This window comes from Pseudoalteromonas sp. NJ631 (assembly GCF_000276645.1).
Lineage (GTDB): Bacteria > Pseudomonadota > Gammaproteobacteria > Enterobacterales > Alteromonadaceae > Pseudoalteromonas > Pseudoalteromonas piscicida.
The window spans coordinates 488,512-506,753 of sequence record NZ_AKXJ01000002.1 but is presented as its reverse complement, the minus strand read 5'-3'; the positions used below and the strand labels follow the sequence as shown (position 1 = coordinate 506,753).

Genomic DNA, 18,242 nt, shown 5'->3' with positions numbered 1-18,242 from the left:
TTATTTCACCCAATGACACCAAGGGTCATTATGGCATAGCCATATTCAAAACCCCATTTAACCAACAAAACTTAAAGTGCTTAGTCGTTAAAACGACTCCACTCAACTTAAAACAAGTGCGAATCACTATCATTTAGATGCAAATTATTGGATAATATTCTATTACGTTTGCTGTCTTTTAAAGGGGTGCTATGCCTAGTCGGGATAACACAAACAATAAGGCTATTTTGTACAGAGCTGAAGTGCTAGCACGCTTTTTCATCGCTATTTTCGGCGGCTATTACGTGACCGTTTTGGCTTCATCTTTGTTGGCTTTAACTTTACCTACTCCGCGCCTAGATGCGCTTTTATATGCATTAACAACCGGCATCGTCTTTTACGCCATCGTTTTTATTTGGGTGTTTGGATGCCGCTCTTTTAGAAAAGTCTTTCTTGGCATGATCGGACTACTTTGTATTCTTTACGGCGCACTGACGCATTTTGGAGGCTCCCTGTGAGAGAGTCATTTTTCCGCAGTATGACTTGGCTACACACTTGGGTTGGTTTACTCGTTTGTTGGTTGCTGTTTTTAATCTTTTTTGCCGGTACAGCGAGTTTTTTCAGACATGAGGTCAGTCTGTGGGCACAACCAGCGACACATCATCTACCTCATTACGATAGCGCTCAACAAAATGAAACCGTCAAAAAGAGTATCGAACGGTTTCAAGATATAGCACCAAACGCCAAGTCTTGGCGTATTGAAATGCCAACGGAGCGTCGCCCAAGCCTGCTATTGATGTATTCCGAAAAACCAGCCGAAGGGGAAAGACGTGGAAAACGTCACACGGAGTATCTCGACCCAGTAACGCTGGAGGCACTTCCTGAGTTTAGAGAGACTAAAGGTGGTAACTTTTTCTACCGTCTGCATTTTGACTTACATTACATGAACGCGATCACCGCGCGTTGGATTGTCTGTTTTGCAACTCTGTTTATGCTGATTGCGCTTATTTCTGGCGTAGTGATCCATAAGCGCATTTTCAAAGACCTATTCCAATTTAGAAACGGGAAAGGGTTGAGAAGTTGGCTAGACGCCCACAATCTCTCTTCCGTGGTGGCATTACCGTTTCATATTATGATCACTTATACCGGCTTAGTGACGCTTATCTTTATGTTGCTGCCACAACCTGCCGAGCAGCGCTTTGAAGATACCAAAACGCTCCGAGCCGAACGCTACCCCTTTCTTGCTGAGATCCCTGAAACAGGACAGCCACTGCAGGATCTTGAATTAAATACAGCGTTAGATCATTATTTTACTAACTCAGGCGACGCACCGCTTCGCCGCATTGTGATCTCTTCGCCAGGAGATGCAAGTGCAACAATTAAGCTTTATGCCAATGCTCAACGTGCTGTTCAGGATGATCCACCAAGCTGGATGTATAGCGCGGCATCAGGAGAGTTGTTAAAAACACACAATGTGACACTGTCTGGCGCTGAAAATCTTTACGGCGGAATGATAGCACTGCACACCGGGCGGTTAGCAGAGCCGCTTTTGCGTTGGTTATACTTTGTTGCTGGATTAGCAGGATGTGCCATGATTGCAACGGGTGCGGTTATGTGGGCAAAAAGACTGCGCCAAAAGCTCAAAGGTGATGACAAGCCGGGTGTAGGCCTTAGGCTTGTGGAGTCGCTCAATTTAGGCACCATTATGGGTCTGCCAGCCGCAACGGCGATGTTCTTTTATGCAAACCGATTGCTTCCAGTGGAATTAGCGGGGCGTGCAGACAAAGAAGTTCTGGCGTTCTTTGTTACGTGGGGAGTATTCACTCTGGCTGCTCTCTTTAAGTCGGATAGGCTAGCTTGGCGGCTATCTGCGAAAGTAAATGCTATCGTGTGGGGCTTACTGCCTGTCGTAAACATGCTAACCACTGATGGCAGCCTTGTGAGCTATTTCATTAATGGTCAGTGGGTATTATTTGGTTTTGATGTGATGGCTATCGGTATCGCGTTCGGTTTCTTGGTTCAAGCCAAAAAGCTCGGCAGTACCAAAGCAGCACCAGCGACACCACGTCGCCAAGCAAAACATGAGGTAAACGCCTAATGGAATGGCTAACATTTTTACTTTGTCTGCTAGCGTTTATGGGTTTTGCAGTAGCAAAACCCAATCACTATAAAGAAGTATTTGGTACACGTCCAAAAGGAAACATAACAAACCAATTAACCATTGCCGGCTGGCTTTGCCTCAGCGGCAGCTTGGCACTTGCTCTTAAAACTCAAGGGGCCTACGGTAGCTTAGAGTTTATCGGTTATATGACCTTGGCAGTATTACTACTTATCGCTATCTTTGCGACCAAACCTAGTTACTTCAGATCACTATTTTACCTAGTCATTACCGGTATGCTGCTCAGTACGCTGTATTGGATCATATTTTAACTAAGGCGCCACTAATGGCGCCTTTTTTAGATCACAATTTTACTAACATTCCTTTGTTAACTCTTTGAAACCACATCATTTAGCATAAAATATCAGCAATAATGGCGGTATACACCGCAAATTTACTAACTCAAACTAAGGTAAGTTAGTAAAATCGTGATCTAATGAGCTCAATTAGCTTAATCAGTTAGTAAAAATATGATCTGATAGTCTTGTTTTCGGACTAGCTTAGTAAAATCCTGATCTAAGCGCCAAAGGAATACTATTGGTTAGTTAAATTCTGATCCAGAAAACGAGAAGAGTAACTCAGCTCTGCTCCGAGCTTAAGTTTTATCTTACCTTCAAGGTCTATAGCGCTCTATGCTGCGCTAAAAAGTCACGGGTCAGTTCGTTGGCTTGAATAATTTCTTCTGGTGACATTTTTCCCTCGAGATCTCTGATAGTCCACTCAACTCTGCCAAATACCTCACTGTTACTCACCACTTCTACAAAAAAGTAAGCAAAAGCGAGAGACTTAACATAATCCTGCCCACCAGTTTGTGGATCTAAGTGTTGAAAGCCAGAGATAAGCTTTAGCATCGAACTCTCACCACCTTGAAGTGCGACCTTGTGCGCTAAGCGATACTTAGTCGCGATAAATGCTTGTCGACGCGAAACTTGTTCATCTCTTGGGACATATTTTAACTTCAGCTCATCAACCAGCTCAACGTCGCCCAGTAGCCAAAGCAAAGACACCGCTTTATCTGAGCCCTTTTCAGCAGCTTCTATCAACATGTCAACATAAGGGCCATCGCGATCTGCGATGCCTAAGCACATTTTAAATTTTCTATGCATACTATCTATGATTTCATAGTACTCATCATTAGCATGCGCTCGCTCAGCCCAAGTATCGAGTTCGCTCTGCGTTTTAGGCACTCTTCTGCATATTCTTATGTTGTTTGCATTTTGAAATAGACGCTCACGATCTAAATGATCCGATTGGGTTATGACTTCATTACTTACAGTTTTCTTGCTCGCATAAGCTTCTATTATGGAAGGTTTTTCAACGACATTAATATCGTTACTTGCCGGTATTTTATGAGTATTTTCGTACAAGCTCAGAGAAAATAGAATGCAAAGGCTAATAAAAATGACTATTACCGCTAACTTTTTCAATCAACAACCACTCCCAACTCTTCATGATTTACACAGAGATATAATTAGGTGAACCAGAATTAACTACTTACTGCTATCCAACAATAACTCGTGCTATATTCTTTCGACAAAAAGCTTTTCATAAAAAAACAGCCAAACTAAGTTACTGATAATAAACAATGTAAGTAACTCATGATACCCCCTTAAATATAAAGTTCTTATAAAACAAAAGGATTATGTATGCAGAGTGTACATTTAAAAGTAAGTAATAGCTTTGCTCTAGCACTTCTTCTTACAGCTTCATTTGCTCAAGCTCAAAATGAATTACCACAGTCTTATTTCAACCTCTCTGAAATTGGACAATTTGAAAAAGTTTTACATGCAGAGAAAAAACCAAATGGAGAGCATGAAATAGTATTAGTCGACACAATCGACAATTCTAATTATGTGACTTTCTTAGTCAAAAAAGATGATCGTTTTATCGTTAATCAAAGAATGTTACTTGGTGCAGCTACAAGTAAACATGTACTTGTTACTGTAAATAACACTGGGTCTCAGTTTTTAGTCTTAGCAGCAGAAAATCGATTATTAGTTATTGATACTAATAGTAAAACTCTTGTTAATTCGACTGAAATATCAACATCTCCCATTGTTTCTTTGCAAAAATCGCCGTGGAAACAAAGCGAGGTGTTGATTACAACAGCAAGTTCAATATACGCAGTATCCATCGACAGTAATACCGAAGTTCGAAAACTATCTGATGTTGGTGGTAGCATGCTCGCAGGTAGCTTTACTGCTGAGAATCGTAAACAGATATTGCTGTCCACAGGAGCTATCTATGAGCTCATCGCGGAACAGTTAACGGTGGTGGGTAATGCCAATGCAAATGTATTATCTGGCAAAAACTTCTTAAAGACTTTAGATGAAAATAAGGACGGTATTCACGAAATCTTAATGCAAAATGACGCTGATTCTCAAGTTGAGATCTTTGATAGTATTTCTCAACGAGTTGAAGCTATTTTCGGACTGCCAGATGAGCACCGAATAGTCCATCCAATAAATCAAACAGAAACTGATAAGTTGATAACTTGGTCATCGCACACAAGAGGCCTCGAACGGCAGTTTGAGCGATACCGATACTGAGTTAGAGACTTAAAAAGAAATGCTCCCGCAGCAAAATGCTATCGCTTCGATCATGACCTTACATACGTCCATCGTTTTATAACCTACTATGGAGACATCACTTTCGATGGTAAAGTAGATTTGATTTATACTACTGAATTTAACCGTCAAAACATTATTTTTGATACTCATGTCGCTTCACAGCAAGCCATGTTACCAGCATATGATGTTCGCTGTATGCATTCTCAGCAGAATATGGTTGAGGATGTCAACAACGATCAAGCGCAATTATCTTGCCACTCCAAAACGCTTTTTGAAAGTGCAATGAGCGGGGGAACTTACACCAAGAACATGAGAACCAAAATCAGCTTACAAAACAGCGATACACTCTCAAGGTATACGTATGATTCTGAATTTGCCGAGTACCTCACAAGCAAAAAGTTTGAATTTTATGATGACTTCAACAACGATGGAAAGCTAGATAAACTCTTCTATACGTATTTGCTACTCGACAAATATCCTCATCGCTTCATTGTTACCACTCAAGAAGAAGCCAATGAAAACAGTCTAGATAGTGCTACTCTCCCTCTAGAATTTCATGTCGAACCACTTAAAAAGCTTGTCTACGCAAGAACGATAGAGAGCCATCTATTGCATGGGTTATATGTTCAAGTGCAGGATTCTACATGGTATTACCAATTTGATTCAGAATTTCAGCAAATTGGTGACGGGTCATATGTCGACATAGCATCTGCAGCATACCATGAAGAAATTGGCACTTATGCCTTAACGAAAGATGGTGCCATTCTTGTGATCAATACAAGCGAAACTCCACTTCCAATCACAACAGTGTGTGAAGGTGATGTGCCGGTCGGGTTACACCAAAGTGGCCCACATTCACTGATCTATTCTTGCAGTACAAAGTTCGGCCAGCTTGATACATTTTCTCAGCAAATAGATTGGGAAATCAATGGGGTTGCCAATAACGGCTATGTTAATACTTCGGTAGTGAACGATAGTAAGTTTTTGGTGACATCTGGATCCGCTCCCCAAGTGTTTGAAATCGCAAAAGGTCAGCCAAATCAGGAAGTAATACCGCCACTCGACTATAGAGTTCATATTAGCGAGCAATTATCTATTACGCTACCAGAAAAACATGAAAATACCTCCTACGCTTTCACAAATTTCACCCGTCATGGGGAGCTAAGCTCAATAGATCCTGCACCTAGTCAGCGCTTTTTATATCAGCCACAGTCTCTTGGCCATGAATACTTAGAATATAGTGCAACGCAGGGAGAGTGGGAAGTCGCAAAAGGGGACATCAACATTGAAGTCTACAATGCCCAACCACAAATAAACAATATTGAAGTGGCTACTCACTGGAATAAGCCCTTAAAGATTACATTACCTGCAGAAGACGACGATTCAACATCTTTAAGCTATTCCTTGCTAAATAAAGAAAATATCGAAGGGCTCACATGGCTTGATAGAGAAGCCGGGATTTTACTATTTACACCCACATCTTGTTGCGGTGACGTCTATATACAATACAAAGTAAATGATGGTTATGTGGACTCTGAAACTGGCATTGTATCGATTAAACTCACCAACAGCACACCAACCGCCGAGAACTTAGCGTTTGATGCTGTACGAAATGAGCTGACAACAATTAAACTTGATGGTAACGATGCTGACTCAGACCTACTTATTTACACTGTGAGTAACCCAAATAAGCTTGCAAATTTCATTATTGATAGCCAAACAGGGGTTGTAAAATTTACAGCGAATGAAAGTACACCACAAAGTTTCCACTTTGAGTACTTTGTATCTGATGGTTTCGCAAACTCAGAAACTAAGATGGTTGAAATCAGTGTGAAAAATCAGCCAAAAACACCACCAGAGAAAAGCTCTGGCAACATGCATATGCTTTTACTTATTTTACTCCTAGGGACCTTCATCCTGAGATCCCCAAAGCGTTTGTTAACCTTTAAAAAAGGTTAAATCTGATGTAGGAGCTCATTGAGCTCCTACCATTTTTACTCGGCTTTATTCCAATCCAGCTGCATATCCCACACGTATCGGTGCTCTGGCTCTAGAGGCTGTTGAGAATCATCGACTTGTTCAAGCACATTACGCGCTTTTACTATAGTGGCGTCACGACCGAACAGGTAGCTTTGCTCTTTGACAATGGTTAAATAGGCTTTATTCAGTGCCAGCGCACGTGGTTTTGATGGTGTGATCAATTCATAAAGGTTTTTCGCAGACTGCACTTTTTTGCTGTTTACCGTGCCATCTTCGTTAAACCAGCGCATTAGCATCTCTTGGTTTTGCCTAAACTCATCACCGCCGCCAACACGCATCATATAAGTCAAGAATTCGCCCTGCTCTTCGCCTTTGTTAGGTACGTCTTGCATCTCTTTTAAATTGATATAACCCCAACCCAGTTTGCCTTCAACTTTACGCGCAAACGAGAAGGTTTGGTCATAGGTTGAGCCAATGGTTTTGTGACAACCATTACAGAAAGCAAGCTCTTGCTCATGTTGCGGACGAAGTGCACCATTTTTGTCTTCAATATAACCGTTAATCGTCCAACCGAAGTTGTTATTGATCCCTTGGTCGCCCAAATAAAGCGTTTGTGGGTAATTTTCGAATGACTTTTCTTTCGCTTCTCTGTAATAAGCAGCACCGAGTGATTGCTTGGATTTAAAGTTGTGCTTCTTCATGTAGCGCACTTCTTTCATTCTTGGCGCATTAAATACTTGGCCATTATCATCCACTCCAATATACCGAACGGTGTGTAAGAATTCAGTGTCTTGTGGATATAACTGATGAGCAAGCTCGATAGTATTGGCATCACCAAGGTAACGTTCACTGCGCAGCATGCTGGTGATCTGTGTGAGTTTGCCATCACCATTTAAATCTACGCCAACTCGCGATTCAGAAATCACTGGCGTTGATATTTCGTCAAGCCCCTTTACAGCCATTTCAACCAGACTTAAGTTGGCAAGATAGACGTCCTGATTATACGTTTCGCCCTTTTCTCTGAAGGCGTCAGCAAGGCGGATCATGACATCCCCCGTCGAGCCATTCGTTGGCCAAAAAGTACTAGGAAAAGGCTTATAATTGAATGCCACCCAGCCACTGCCGTCTTTTGCTATACCCAGGTCATCGAAGGCTTTTTCTGGATATGCCAAGTTGTTAAGCGGGGTGATCTCACCTTTCCAATCAGGGTTATTCTTTAGTTTTTCGATGAAAGGGCTGTAATTATCTTGGTTGATCCAGTTAGTAATATCTTGATCTGAGATACCTTTGATAAGCTCAGAACGATCTTTAAATAAATTTTTCCAGTGGTTTTTAAATCCAAGATCGGAAAACTCATAGGCGCCTTGTAAATTGGCATCGCGCATCATATTTGGTCGGTTCTTTTCATCATATGACTGATGGCAAGCATAGCAAGGGTTATTCACGCCATCCGTTTTGGTGTAACACTGAGGTGGGATCACTGACTCGGGGTTATAGACTTCATTGTGCTGCATAAACGCGGTCGCAGGAATGTCATCACCCTGTTTATAAGGTGCTGTAGTTTGCGCCGACATAAGTGCGGTATTGGTTAGCCCTTGAGTCTGTTCATCATTACAACCAAACAAGGCTACGCTCGTCAATGCCACTAGAGTTAGGCTAACGTATTTCATTTTTATGACTCCAAAATTTTGCTAAAAAAAAGCAGCGCACCATGAAGTGCGCTGCTACTTGCTTAATTATTTTGCTTTAGGGTCATAAAGCCAAAGCGTGTTGTTTTCTTGGAAGCCATCTTCACCAATAATGATGCGACCATCTTCCATAACGATTACGTTATCAGGCTGTGAAAGCTGATTGACGTCACAACGCTCAGCGCCAGTCAGAGAAGAGCGGTAAGTTGCACCCATAACAACTGGCTCAATGCGAGTTAGGTTATAGTTGTTATCGATATGTGCACGGTATACGCCACCACAATCTTTAACACGCGCAGAAAGCTGCATGTCACCTTCGCCATCAATCATGGTATTGTCGATATCAGAGATACCAATATACATATAGGCTTTATCTACCACCTCACCGGCCACAACATCTTGACCAGTTACTGCCTCAAGTACTCGGTTATGGTTGATGCTTAAGCCTTCAAGTTTACGCCATTCAGCCGTAGCGCCTTTTTGGCGTGCAGCCTGACGAGACTCAAGGAAGATAGCGCGGTTGTCCATCGCTTTACCTGCTGTTACTTTACCGCCACCGTTTGCAACTGTTGGATAAGTAGCAGCACCTTCTGCCCACGCTTTTACATCAGCAACAGACAGATAGCTTGTTTGACCTTCAACATAGTCAGTTTCATTGATGCCATCATATTCAGCCACCCAAGTTTCTATCTGTGCATTACTGCCGCTACCAAGCTCAACCCAGCTAATGTCAAAACCAGTTACAGCCGGATCGGTAAGGCCCGCATCTTGAGTTAGCTTTGCTGCGTATAAGGTACCTGCACTTAAGTCTTCAGGTTGATCTGCAACAAATTTAAATAGTACACCACCGGTATCATCTTGTGATGAATAAACAGTACGACGATCAGGCATTACAACTGAGTTTTCATGCTCATAACGACCGATTGTAAAGTGTTTTACAACATCAGGCGTTTCGGTTGTAGGATTTTTGATTTCTGCAATGTAACCGTAGCGATAAGGGTTAGGGAAATCAGGTGCCATTAACGCTTCCATTGTGTCATTGCCTGTTTCAGCAGGATTATTCCACTGGGGATCTTGAGTAGTATCCACAGCCGACCAGACAATCCATTCTTCCGAAGTCAGCGGTGTGCCCCAAGGTGATACTGAACCAAAGCAGTTAGCAGCAGTGCCTTTAACACCGTCGAAGTCTACCATCATGGCTTCTTCGATTGACCATTTACCCGTTGTCGCTTTACTCATTTTCAAACGACTGACACCACCTGGGTACGCTTCCCAGTTTGTGAATAGGTAACCTGTGTTTGCATCGACTGGAATATAGCCATTGAAATCAGGGTTATCATTTTTAATGATTTCTTCACCAGTTGAGATGCTGTAATGTACACCCAAGCCACCCGCTAACCCCTTAGTGCCGAGGTTTGCAAATGTATCACCTGTTTGGCCTAGAATTTGATATTGACCAATTGCAGAAATCACGGTTTGTTGTTCCATGGTCGAAGCAGGAACCGGCGCGCTTGGGATATTTGCAGGTAGATTATTAAAGTTCACACCGGTTAGTACACCGACAGTACCCGTATTGAATGGCTTGCTATTGAACTTATCAGTAGCTGTGTTGGTGTCATTTGGGTGCTGAACATTGAAGAACAAGTCACCCCCTTCAGAAAGAAATAGACCAGTTACTTCAGCACCAGCTGGGACGGTTGCGATGCGAACAAGGCCTGGTACGCTGTAACTACCATCACGACCATTTTGGCCGTCTTGTCCATTTTGACCGTCCTGGCCGTCAGTACCATTTTGTCCATTTGTGCCGTTTGTACCATTTGAGCCATTAGTACCGTTTGCACCATCTTGGCCAGCAGTGCCCTGCTCACCTTGAGGACCCGCAGGACCTTGTGCTCCGTCGTCACCATCACAGGCTGTAAGTGCCATTGCAACTGCCGCTGCAATAAGAGAATATGCTACACGCTTCATGAGTTACTCCAGTTCCTAAGTATTATTTTTTGTAAAGCGTGCAACAGTGTGAAGTGTTCCTGTTACAGTTGACTGAATGATTTATTAACCATTTCCTACAGGAATAAGACACTTAGGCTCAACCTACATACAGCCTCCCTTCTGTTAGTAAGTTAAAATACCCATAAAAGGAACTTTAGTGTAAAGGGGGTTTACACTATTCTTTTTGAACGGGTTTGTGTCTCATATAGATAAGTTCATTGGTGTTAAAACCATATTGTTCTGACATGGTTTTAAACTTGTTCATTACGGTATCGGACACTTTAGGTGCTCTAGAAAGCAACCAAAGGTAATCACGGTTGTAGCTGGTAACAAATGCATATTGGTAATCCTCATCTAACTCGAATACCACATAACTGCCATAAAACGGACCAAAAAATGACACTTTCAGATGCGCTATTTCATCATTTGCAACAAACTTAGCTTTGCCAATCGCTTCTTTCCACTCCCCTTCCTCTGTTACATATCCCTTATTGACGACTTTAATTGAACCGTCAGGATTTTGGCTATACGTCGCCGTGACATTCTGCATGCCCCTTTCAAATGAATGATCTAATCGCGCGATTTCATACCAGGTGCCTGTGTAACGCTCAACATTAAAGTCTTTAACTGGTTTGATGCCCTCAGGCAGCCCTGTGCATGCTGAAACTACAAGCACCAAAATCACCGTGAAAAATAACTGACGTACTTTCATATAAGTTCTCCATATTCCATCTTAATGTCATACGTAGTAACCAAGCACTAAGATTAACGATAGGTTCGATTTTTACCTAGTAAGAATAAAATTTAAATTGAGACCCTTACCATGCCAATTTCACCTTATTTATTTTAAACTTACGTGCAAATAAATAGATCGCAGCAAAGTATGATGAATACAGCACAGAGCAAAAAAATACTAACTCATGGTTTGGGTGTAGCAACGGGTAAAGTTGCGTTTTATATTGAACATCCACCAAGCATAGAACCTTATAATAATTTGATGCAAGTCAGTGCGTTAGCCAATAGGGAGATCGAACATATTAATGCGCATTGCGGCAATGGTTGGCGGAAAATCTTCAATGTTTTTGCCAAGTTCTTATTTGCTGCAAAGCTGCCAGATCACGATATTACTAACTATTCAACTTGGCAGTCATATCGTGATAGCGCATTACTTCAAGCTTCAAGTCAAGAAGCCCTGCTCTTCTCAACGCCTGATTTTTCAGCAAAAACATACGATTGGCATATTATTGCAGGACGCACCTACGCGAAATCATTGCTCAGAGATCAGATTTTTACTAACAATCTAATTTGGCTAGATGATGAGTTCGCCGTTGACTATAACTTGCGCCTTATCATTTCGCCATTTTTGGATTATCGCCAACTTAGTAATATAAAAATCAATAAGTTAGTGGAAATAATAAGACAAGGTTAGATATTAGGCGACAACTGAACTGCATACCAATTCGTGAATAGATCAAATTTTTACTAAGTAAAATACTGATCTACCTTCCGTATCACAGTCATTGAGATCAGAGTTTTACTAACTTTTTAGAAGTTATAGATAGATAAAGCGCGGTGACGTCAGTGGCAGAGCAGCAATTGACTTGGTATAGATCACTATTTTACTAACTTAATACAAGCTACTTTGAAAGAGTTAGAAGGTAAAAGCCAAACCCTTATGTGGTCTGGCTTATTTATCCGAAGATCAGGTTATTTAGATAAAAAAAGCTACTGTTTATCTACCACAAAGCCCGCAAAGCCAAGGGCTTTAAAGAAAGGTTTGGCGATGCCAAAACCTGCGGTGTCTAGCAGCTCTGCAAGGCGCATTTTATCCACGGGGTAAAACTCATGCTCTAAATTCACCCTCATACGCTGCTCGCCAACATCAGTCAGCCCAAGTTGTTTGCAAACAATTAATTGCGCTTCACGTTCAAAGCTTGTCGCAGGTTTTTCTAAGTCGGCAATAAAAAGACGCCCATTCGACTTTAGCTGCTCACTCATTTGTTTAAACAAGCTTGCTTTATCGCCGTTATCTTTTACAAAGTGCATCACCAGCAAGCACAGTACTGCATCCGCTTGGTAGGCCTGTGGTGAAATCGCGCCATGATGGATCTGCACACGCTCCTGTAGGCCAAACTTAGTAAAATGCTGATCTGCAATTGCCAACATATCAGCAGATACATCTTGCGCTATAAACCGCCAACTCGGGTTTAGCTGAGCAAGCTCTACAATTTCTTTGCCTGTCCCTGCACCCACAACCAAAATGGTTGCGCTATCTGGGTAAAGTGCTAACAGTTGCGCCCCGGTAAGTTGGTGAATTAACGCATAACCTGGCACCAGTTTTGTGATCCTAGAGTCGTAGTTTTGGGCTTCTTCGCCCGTAAAAGTCGGCATCCAAATTTCCTTATGTTTGTGGTACTAAATTTAAAGATGAGTAGCCTCCCGGCTGTTTATTCACATGGATACGGGTGGCGATCCGCTCGCTCATCTGAGCAACATGCGAGATCACTCCAACCTTGCGGCCTTGTGATTGCAACGCGTCTAGTGCATCAATTGCGACACCTAGCGTCTCGGGGTCTAACGTACCAAACCCTTCATCAATGAATAATGAATGTATTTGCACTTTATTTGATGAAAGCGCGGCAAGTCCAAGTGCTAAAGATAAAGATACCAAGAAGGACTCTCCTCCAGATAAGGTGTTGACGCTACGTTGTTCGTCAGCCATGTCTTTATCTATCACCGCAATTTCTAAAGATTGCTCGATATTGGTAAGCAGATAACGTCTAGAAAGCGTATGCAATTGCTGGTTAGCATACTGCAATAAGATTTTTAACGTTTGCGTTTGCGCCCAATTACGCAACTTTTTGCCTGTTGCGTCGCCTAATAGCTTATCTAGCAAATGCCATTGCTCGTAGTCTTGTTGCTGCTGAGCGAGATTTGCCGCTTGCAAAGAGAATTGTTGTTTATTCTGAGCATCGACCTCTAATGCACTTTGCACTTGTAGCAACTGATTTTGAGTTTGCTCAAGTGCTTGCGCCGTCTCGGCATGACTTAGTTTCACTTGTTCACTATCAACTCCATCAGGGTATTTACTTTCAAGTTGGCTGAGTTCTTCACGCTGATGACTAAGCTGCAGCTTAGTGTTTTGAAAAGCTTGCTGAACTTGCGCACACTTTTCTAAATTCGCTCGAGCTTCATCTAACGAAACCTCAAGTAATGCTAATACTTTTACTTTGTCTAGCTGCCCCTGCTGGTCGAGCAACCATTGTTCAAAGCGCGCATCAAGTTGCTGCAACCGCGATGTTTGCTCGGCAATTTGCTTTTCTAGCTGCGTCAGGCTGTGCTGAGCCTTTTCACGCTGTGCTTCGGTTTGGCTCAGCGCCAGCTGGGTTTGTGTGATCTGCTCTCGGCTTTGCTGTTCTTGCTGCTTAAGCTCTGCAATCCAATCATCCAAGCTGGTGTGCTGCTGTGGTAAGTATTCAGCACGTTCGCGATTGAGGCGTTCAATATTCTGCTGATGTTGTATAAGCGTATGTTCTAATTCTTCAAGCCGCTGCGCCTCATCTTGTTTTTGTTGACTGACAAGATGTAATTGATGCTCAAGCTGAACTTTATTCGCCGTTAATGCATCTGTACGCTCGGTGGTTTTTAGCCAAGTTTGCACCCCTGTTTTAAGTTGGCTGATGGCAGCTTGAGGAGATGAATCAAAGTCTTGCCACCACGACTTATCGGAAATTAACGCTTCAAGCCGATTGCGTAAGGCATCCACTGTCTGTGATAGCTGATCATATTCGGTTCGCAAAAAGGCAATATGATTACCTAAATCATGGTGCTGCTGCTGAAGTGCCTGCCCTTTATGTTTAGCCTGCTCGAGGTGTTGTTGTGCCTGCTGAACCGATTGCCACTGGCGGTCGATATTATTGCGTAACTTGGATAGTTCATTTAGCCGTGACTGTATATTCTCCAGTTGCAATTCAGCTTGCTCAGCGCTGCCAACTTTATACTCATCATTTAACGTATCTAGTCGAGCGCGATTCTCATTTATTTGCTTAGTGCAGTGAGCAATTTCCTGACTGACGGACTGCCATAGTGCATTTTCACGCTCTTTTTCACCGACTTGTTGGTTATAACGCTGCAACACCTGTTCCCGAGCTTGCTCAGCAGCTTGATACTGAGACCGGAAATCCGATAGTAACTGTTCCCAATGGGCATCGATATGCTCCACACCATAAGGATGTTCTTTTGAGCCACACACCATACATTCTTGCCCTGCTCGCAGTTGAGAACGTAAATCGCTGATCCGCTCACTTGCGCGTAACTGCACTTGCTCCAAGTTATCACGAGTTAGGGCTAGACGCTGTTTAGACAACTCATCTTGCTGCTTGGTATCTCGGATCAGTATCTCAAGCCTTTCCAAGCCAATATGATGCTGAGTTTGTTGCGATCGTAACTGATGCAGCAAGGCATCCCCTTCTTCAATACTACGATAGGCTTGCACGCATAGAGACCAGTCCTGCAATGCCAAATTTAGGTCTTGTTGAGTCAAAGGTGCGAGTGCTTCTTTTAACGCGGAGAGCACGCTGGCTTCGGTGTCGTAAACCTTTTGTAGGTGCTGTACCTCAGCCTCATGTTTGCTCAATTGTGTACCTAGCGCTTGCTGTTCGTTCGGTAATTTTTGCAACTGGGTTTCATGATCGTTGCGTTGTTGTTGGTACTTTTGCAGATCATCGAATTGAGGTTGAACCACGCTCCATTGCCTAGCAATATTGCTAACTGAGTGCAAATTCGCTTGCTCATGCTCTAGCTGCTGTAATTCATTAGCGATCTCGCCTTGTTGCACTTGATACCGCTGTATTGCAGCCTCATGTTGCGCAATAAGATTGGCGTGCTTATCGAGATAGGGCTTAGTTTCTCGTTCTTGCGCTTTGTGTAGGCTCAGCTTTTCATCCAATATACGAATGGTATTAAAGCTTGGTTCTAACTTTACAAAATTGGCTTGCTGCGTAATAAGCTGCTGTTCCAGTTGCTGCTGTTTTGCTTTAAGCGTTGCAATAGCGGATGCAAAATCTTGTTGCTGCAATGCTAGCCGCTCTTGCGATAGCTGCGCAACGCGCTTATCCGCCAGCTCATACTGCTCACGATTATCACGCATCTCATTGGCTTTTAAGACTTGCTGCGCATATTCCTGCTGTGGCTTTCCCTCTGCTATTTGCTGCTCAAGCGTTTTTAGCGTGTGTTCCACCTCAGCTATTTTTTGCTTTCTTAGCTCGACATCCGCGAGCCATTGCAGCTGAGCTTGCAGCTTTGTGCTTGTTTCTTGTTGTCGATTTCTTGTTTCAATCAACGCCAACTTCTGTGCTTCAAGTTCGGCAAGCTGATCTGGTGACAAGAGCACAATTTGACCTAGCCTATCTTGCAGGGATTGCAGCTCAATTTTCTTTTGTTTGTGCGCTTCAAAAACCGCTTTACCTATATTGCTGAACTTTTCGGTACCCGTAAGACATTCTAGTAACTGAGCCCGTTCATCTCCCCCTGCCTTCAAAAACGCAGAGAATTCATGCTGAGCAAGCAGCACGGCTCGAGTAAACTGTTCAAAGTTAAGCCCGACTAGCTGTTCGATTTTTTGTTCTGTTTCTTTTTTCTTCTCACAGACTAGGGTCATATCAGGTAGGCTAAACAACTCTATAGTGGCGGTTTTTAAATTACCTTTAGGGCTTTTTCTAGCGCGCTCTACCGACCAGGTAGCTTGATAACGTTTACTATCTTGGGCAATAAAAACCACGCTCGCAGAAGCCGCAACACAGCCCCGACGCAATAAGTTTCGCGGGTCATTTAATTTAATGTTATCGCCATTAAAGGCAACTTTCTCTTTGTCGTCCGATTTTAACCGTGCGGTTTTGCCATAAAACGCGAGACAAACCGCATCCAGTAAAGTGCTTTTTCCCGCCCCTGTATCACCAGTAATGGCATAAAGACCGGTGTCTTTGAGTGGTGCCGCAGTAAAGTCGACTTCTGCACTTTCTATAGAGGCAAGGTTGGTGATTAATATTTTTTCAAGTTTCATCGCCCTACTCCTCCATGCTCGCGATCACTTCAGCTAATTTTTCATGCAATGTCGCGGGTGCCTTTTCCTGCTCAGGTTCAATTTCGCGATAGGCAATATCCAACAAGGTATTGGGCGATAACGATTCAACTTTGCCCAAATCTTCAAACAACCACTCACTGGCAGCTGCGCCTTTGGACACCCGCTCAATACCACAAAACTTAATATCCTTTCCTTTTAGCGCTTCATCAATCTCGGCTCGAAAACGGCTGTTGGTTTCCGCAGCAGATAATTTTAAGCGAATATAGGGAGCGCTATCGAACTTGCTAAAATCCTGCGCCGCGATAGCTTCGCATAATTCAGTCAAGCGCTTTGCACCATCTTCAGGGATATATAACACATCTTTAAAACGGGGAACGTAAAGGGGGTTTACATCGACCAGACCTTGCTCGTTAAATTCAGCGAGCAATACTTGATGCTTATAATTGCGCTCGGAAAATGACATTGGCAAAGGTGTGCCGCAGTATCTGATAGCACTTTGCTTAGCGACGGTTTGCGCTTTATGTAAATGGCCTAGCGCAACATAGTCAAACTGCTCGCCAAACACGCCTGCAGACACCGCATCAAAGCCGCCAATGTTGAGGTTACGCTCAGAATCTTCAGAAATCGTTCCCCCCTTGGCGTGCAGATGCCCCATTAGCACAATAGGGCCTTTCACTTCTTCTATCGTACTTAGCGCATGCTGATAAGCTAATTGCACCCCTGCTTGATAGTCAAACTCGTCATCTAGCGGTTTTGGTAAATCAGCACTGCGTAAAAATGGCATTGCCACAACATGCATATGCTGCGCTGCGATGGGTAAATCGATAACAACCTGTTCCGGCGCTTGCTTGTTAAAACGTCCAATAACATGGGTGTTAAATAAGGTTAAGAGTGGTTTTGCGGTTTCAATGCGATTAGCGGAATCGTGGTTGCCAGCAATCAGAATAATGTGCAGCTGAGGGCACTGTTGAGATGCTTTTTGGATAAAGGTATACAGTTGCTTTTCAGCACTGGCGGGCGGTGTTGCGGTATGAAAAATATCACCGCTGATCAACAGTACATCGATTTGCTGTTCAACCAGCGCATCGCATAGCCAGTCTAAAAACAGCTGATGCTCTTCACTGCGATCATGCTCGTAAAACGATTGCCCTAAGTGCCAGTCAGACGTGTGTAAAACCTTCATTTAGCGTTCCTTTTCCTATAGAAACGCTAATATAGCACCGTCGAGCAATATTCGTCTTGTGAATATTGACGCTTTAACAACTTAGTGAGTCAACTGCCACCAAGCAAAAATGATTATAGGTAATGCCAGTAAAAAGAATTTAGCAGGTAACTTGAAAACACGACTATGCTTATCTTGCACGCGTTTAATCGCCGATTTCTCGTTACAGGCAGCCACTTTATCAACATAAAAATAGCCGTCATCTAAATAATCTTTACAGTTTTGTTCGTCTGCAGGAATTGCAACAAACTTCTCTTGTTTTTTTAGTATGTAGAAATCCATACTGCCCACCACATTTGATTCGCTAAACGGGTATTTAGTACAGAGCAAAACTAACGCCAGTTTTACCCAGAGATTGTAAAGTGCGCGATTTTAAAGACAAACTTGGGTCAATATCAACAACTAATTTTGTTTTCTTTATTTATTTATAAAATGTACACAATAACCCAGCAAAATACCTTTTTGGCATACAAATTAATTTTTTAGACCACTGTATTTTTTCTATCAAAAACAATAGATTAAAAAACACTCAAAACAGTCTGATTTCAGTCGTGTCCAAATCTTGTTACTTTAT

Annotated in this window: 14 protein-coding genes; 6 read left to right on the top strand and 8 right to left on the bottom strand. The window is 42.7% G+C overall.

All coding sequences use genetic code 11. The features are described from left to right. Nucleotides 1-191 precede the first annotated feature (191 nt). From A587_RS0106685 to A587_RS0106675, 3 genes are read left to right on the top strand one after another with little or no spacing between them, the layout of a single operon-like run. Nucleotides 192-497, top strand: coding sequence for a hypothetical protein (locus A587_RS0106685; RefSeq protein ID WP_010376045.1), 306 nt, complete (start codon nt 192-194; stop codon nt 495-497). Then, entirely contained in the window at nt 494-2,077 is a 1,584-nt protein-coding gene (locus A587_RS0106680; RefSeq protein WP_017216945.1) for a PepSY-associated TM helix domain-containing protein, read from the top strand. Before A587_RS0106685 ends, A587_RS0106680 begins: the two co-directional genes overlap by 4 nt. Next, nucleotides 2,077-2,409: a DUF3325 domain-containing protein gene (locus tag A587_RS0106675; RefSeq protein ID WP_017216944.1), complete on the top strand. Its 333-nt coding sequence runs from the start codon at nt 2,077-2,079 to the stop codon at nt 2,407-2,409. The genes A587_RS0106680 and A587_RS0106675 overlap by 1 nt, the downstream gene beginning before the upstream one ends. Nucleotides 2,410-2,757: 348 nt before the next feature. Here the strand turns inward: A587_RS0106675 and A587_RS0106670 are convergent, their stop codons facing one another. Beyond that, nucleotides 2,758-3,324 (bottom strand): hypothetical protein, encoded by a 567-nt coding sequence (locus A587_RS0106670; protein WP_017216943.1) that lies wholly within the window; start codon nt 3,322-3,324, stop codon nt 2,758-2,760. 459 nt (nt 3,325-3,783) lie between these two features. Here A587_RS0106670 and A587_RS0106665 point away from each other — a divergent pair, with 459 nt between their 5' ends. After that, complete coding sequence (locus A587_RS0106665; protein ID WP_017216942.1) at nt 3,784-4,686, top strand: hypothetical protein; 903 nt, start codon at nt 3,784-3,786, stop codon at nt 4,684-4,686. A 120-nt stretch (nt 4,687-4,806) separates the two neighbouring features. Further along, nucleotides 4,807-6,666 (top strand): Ig-like domain-containing protein, encoded by a 1,860-nt coding sequence (locus tag A587_RS0106660; RefSeq protein ID WP_017216941.1) that lies wholly within the window; start codon nt 4,807-4,809, stop codon nt 6,664-6,666. Between the two features lie 35 nt (nt 6,667-6,701). Here the strand turns inward: A587_RS0106660 and A587_RS0106655 are convergent, their stop codons facing one another. The 3 genes from A587_RS0106655 to A587_RS0106645 all read right to left on the bottom strand — a co-directional run bounded on the left by A587_RS0106655 (nt 6,702) and on the right by A587_RS0106645 (nt 11,076). Then, nucleotides 6,702-8,357, bottom strand: coding sequence for a hypothetical protein (locus A587_RS0106655; RefSeq protein WP_017216940.1), 1,656 nt, complete (start codon nt 8,355-8,357; stop codon nt 6,702-6,704). 66 nt (nt 8,358-8,423) lie between these two features. Continuing rightward, on the bottom strand, nt 8,424-10,343 hold the full coding sequence (locus A587_RS0106650; protein WP_017216939.1) for an alkaline phosphatase PhoX: 1,920 nt from the start codon (nt 10,341-10,343) through the stop codon (nt 8,424-8,426). A gap of 196 nt (nt 10,344-10,539) precedes the next feature. Next, a complete protein-coding gene (locus A587_RS0106645; protein ID WP_010376057.1) occupies nt 10,540-11,076 on the bottom strand; it encodes a lipocalin family protein in 537 nt (178 codons plus the stop codon). 174 nt (nt 11,077-11,250) lie between these two features. Between A587_RS0106645 and A587_RS0106640 the strand changes: the two genes are divergently transcribed. Continuing rightward, nucleotides 11,251-11,793, top strand: coding sequence for a DUF6942 family protein (locus A587_RS0106640; RefSeq protein ID WP_017216938.1), 543 nt, complete (start codon nt 11,251-11,253; stop codon nt 11,791-11,793). 296 nt (nt 11,794-12,089) lie between these two features. Here the strand turns inward: A587_RS0106640 and A587_RS0106635 are convergent, their stop codons facing one another. From A587_RS0106635 to A587_RS0106620, 4 genes are all read right to left on the bottom strand, one after another. Next, a complete protein-coding gene (locus tag A587_RS0106635; protein ID WP_017216937.1) occupies nt 12,090-12,755 on the bottom strand; it encodes a class I SAM-dependent methyltransferase in 666 nt (221 codons plus the stop codon). A gap of 10 nt (nt 12,756-12,765) precedes the next feature. Next, nucleotides 12,766-16,425, bottom strand: coding sequence for an AAA family ATPase (locus A587_RS0106630; RefSeq protein WP_017216936.1), 3,660 nt, complete (start codon nt 16,423-16,425; stop codon nt 12,766-12,768). Nucleotides 16,426-16,429: 4 nt separating this feature from the next. Continuing rightward, nucleotides 16,430-17,629 carry an exonuclease SbcCD subunit D gene (locus tag A587_RS0106625; protein WP_017216935.1) on the bottom strand — a complete coding sequence of 400 codons (1,200 nt, stop codon included), beginning with the start codon at nt 17,627-17,629 and terminating at the stop codon, nt 16,430-16,432. An 81-nt stretch (nt 17,630-17,710) separates the two neighbouring features. Then, entirely contained in the window at nt 17,711-17,950 is a 240-nt protein-coding gene (locus tag A587_RS0106620) for a hypothetical protein (RefSeq protein ID WP_010376069.1), read from the bottom strand. Nucleotides 17,951-18,242 lie beyond the last annotated feature (292 nt).

Coding starts and splice junctions, on each gene's coding strand:
- A587_RS0106685 (WP_010376045.1), top strand. CDS start 192: ATGCCTAGTCGGGATAACACAAACAATAAGGCTATTTTGTACAGAGCT.
- A587_RS0106675 (WP_017216944.1), top strand. CDS start 2,077: ATGGAATGGCTAACATTTTTACTTTGTCTGCTAGCGTTTATGGGTTTT.
- A587_RS0106665 (WP_017216942.1), top strand. CDS start 3,784: ATGCAGAGTGTACATTTAAAAGTAAGTAATAGCTTTGCTCTAGCACTT.
- A587_RS0106655 (WP_017216940.1), bottom strand. CDS start 8,357: ATGAAATACGTTAGCCTAACTCTAGTGGCATTGACGAGCGTAGCCTTG.
- A587_RS0106650 (WP_017216939.1), bottom strand. CDS start 10,343: ATGAAGCGTGTAGCATATTCTCTTATTGCAGCGGCAGTTGCAATGGCA.
- A587_RS0106645 (WP_010376057.1), bottom strand. CDS start 11,076: ATGAAAGTACGTCAGTTATTTTTCACGGTGATTTTGGTGCTTGTAGTT.
- A587_RS0106640 (WP_017216938.1), top strand. CDS start 11,251: ATGAATACAGCACAGAGCAAAAAAATACTAACTCATGGTTTGGGTGTA.
- A587_RS0106635 (WP_017216937.1), bottom strand. CDS start 12,755: ATGCCGACTTTTACGGGCGAAGAAGCCCAAAACTACGACTCTAGGATC.
- A587_RS0106630 (WP_017216936.1), bottom strand. CDS start 16,425: ATGAAACTTGAAAAAATATTAATCACCAACCTTGCCTCTATAGAAAGT.
- A587_RS0106625 (WP_017216935.1), bottom strand. CDS start 17,629: ATGAAGGTTTTACACACGTCTGACTGGCACTTAGGGCAATCGTTTTAC.
- A587_RS0106620 (WP_010376069.1), bottom strand. CDS start 17,950: ATGGATTTCTACATACTAAAAAAACAAGAGAAGTTTGTTGCAATTCCT.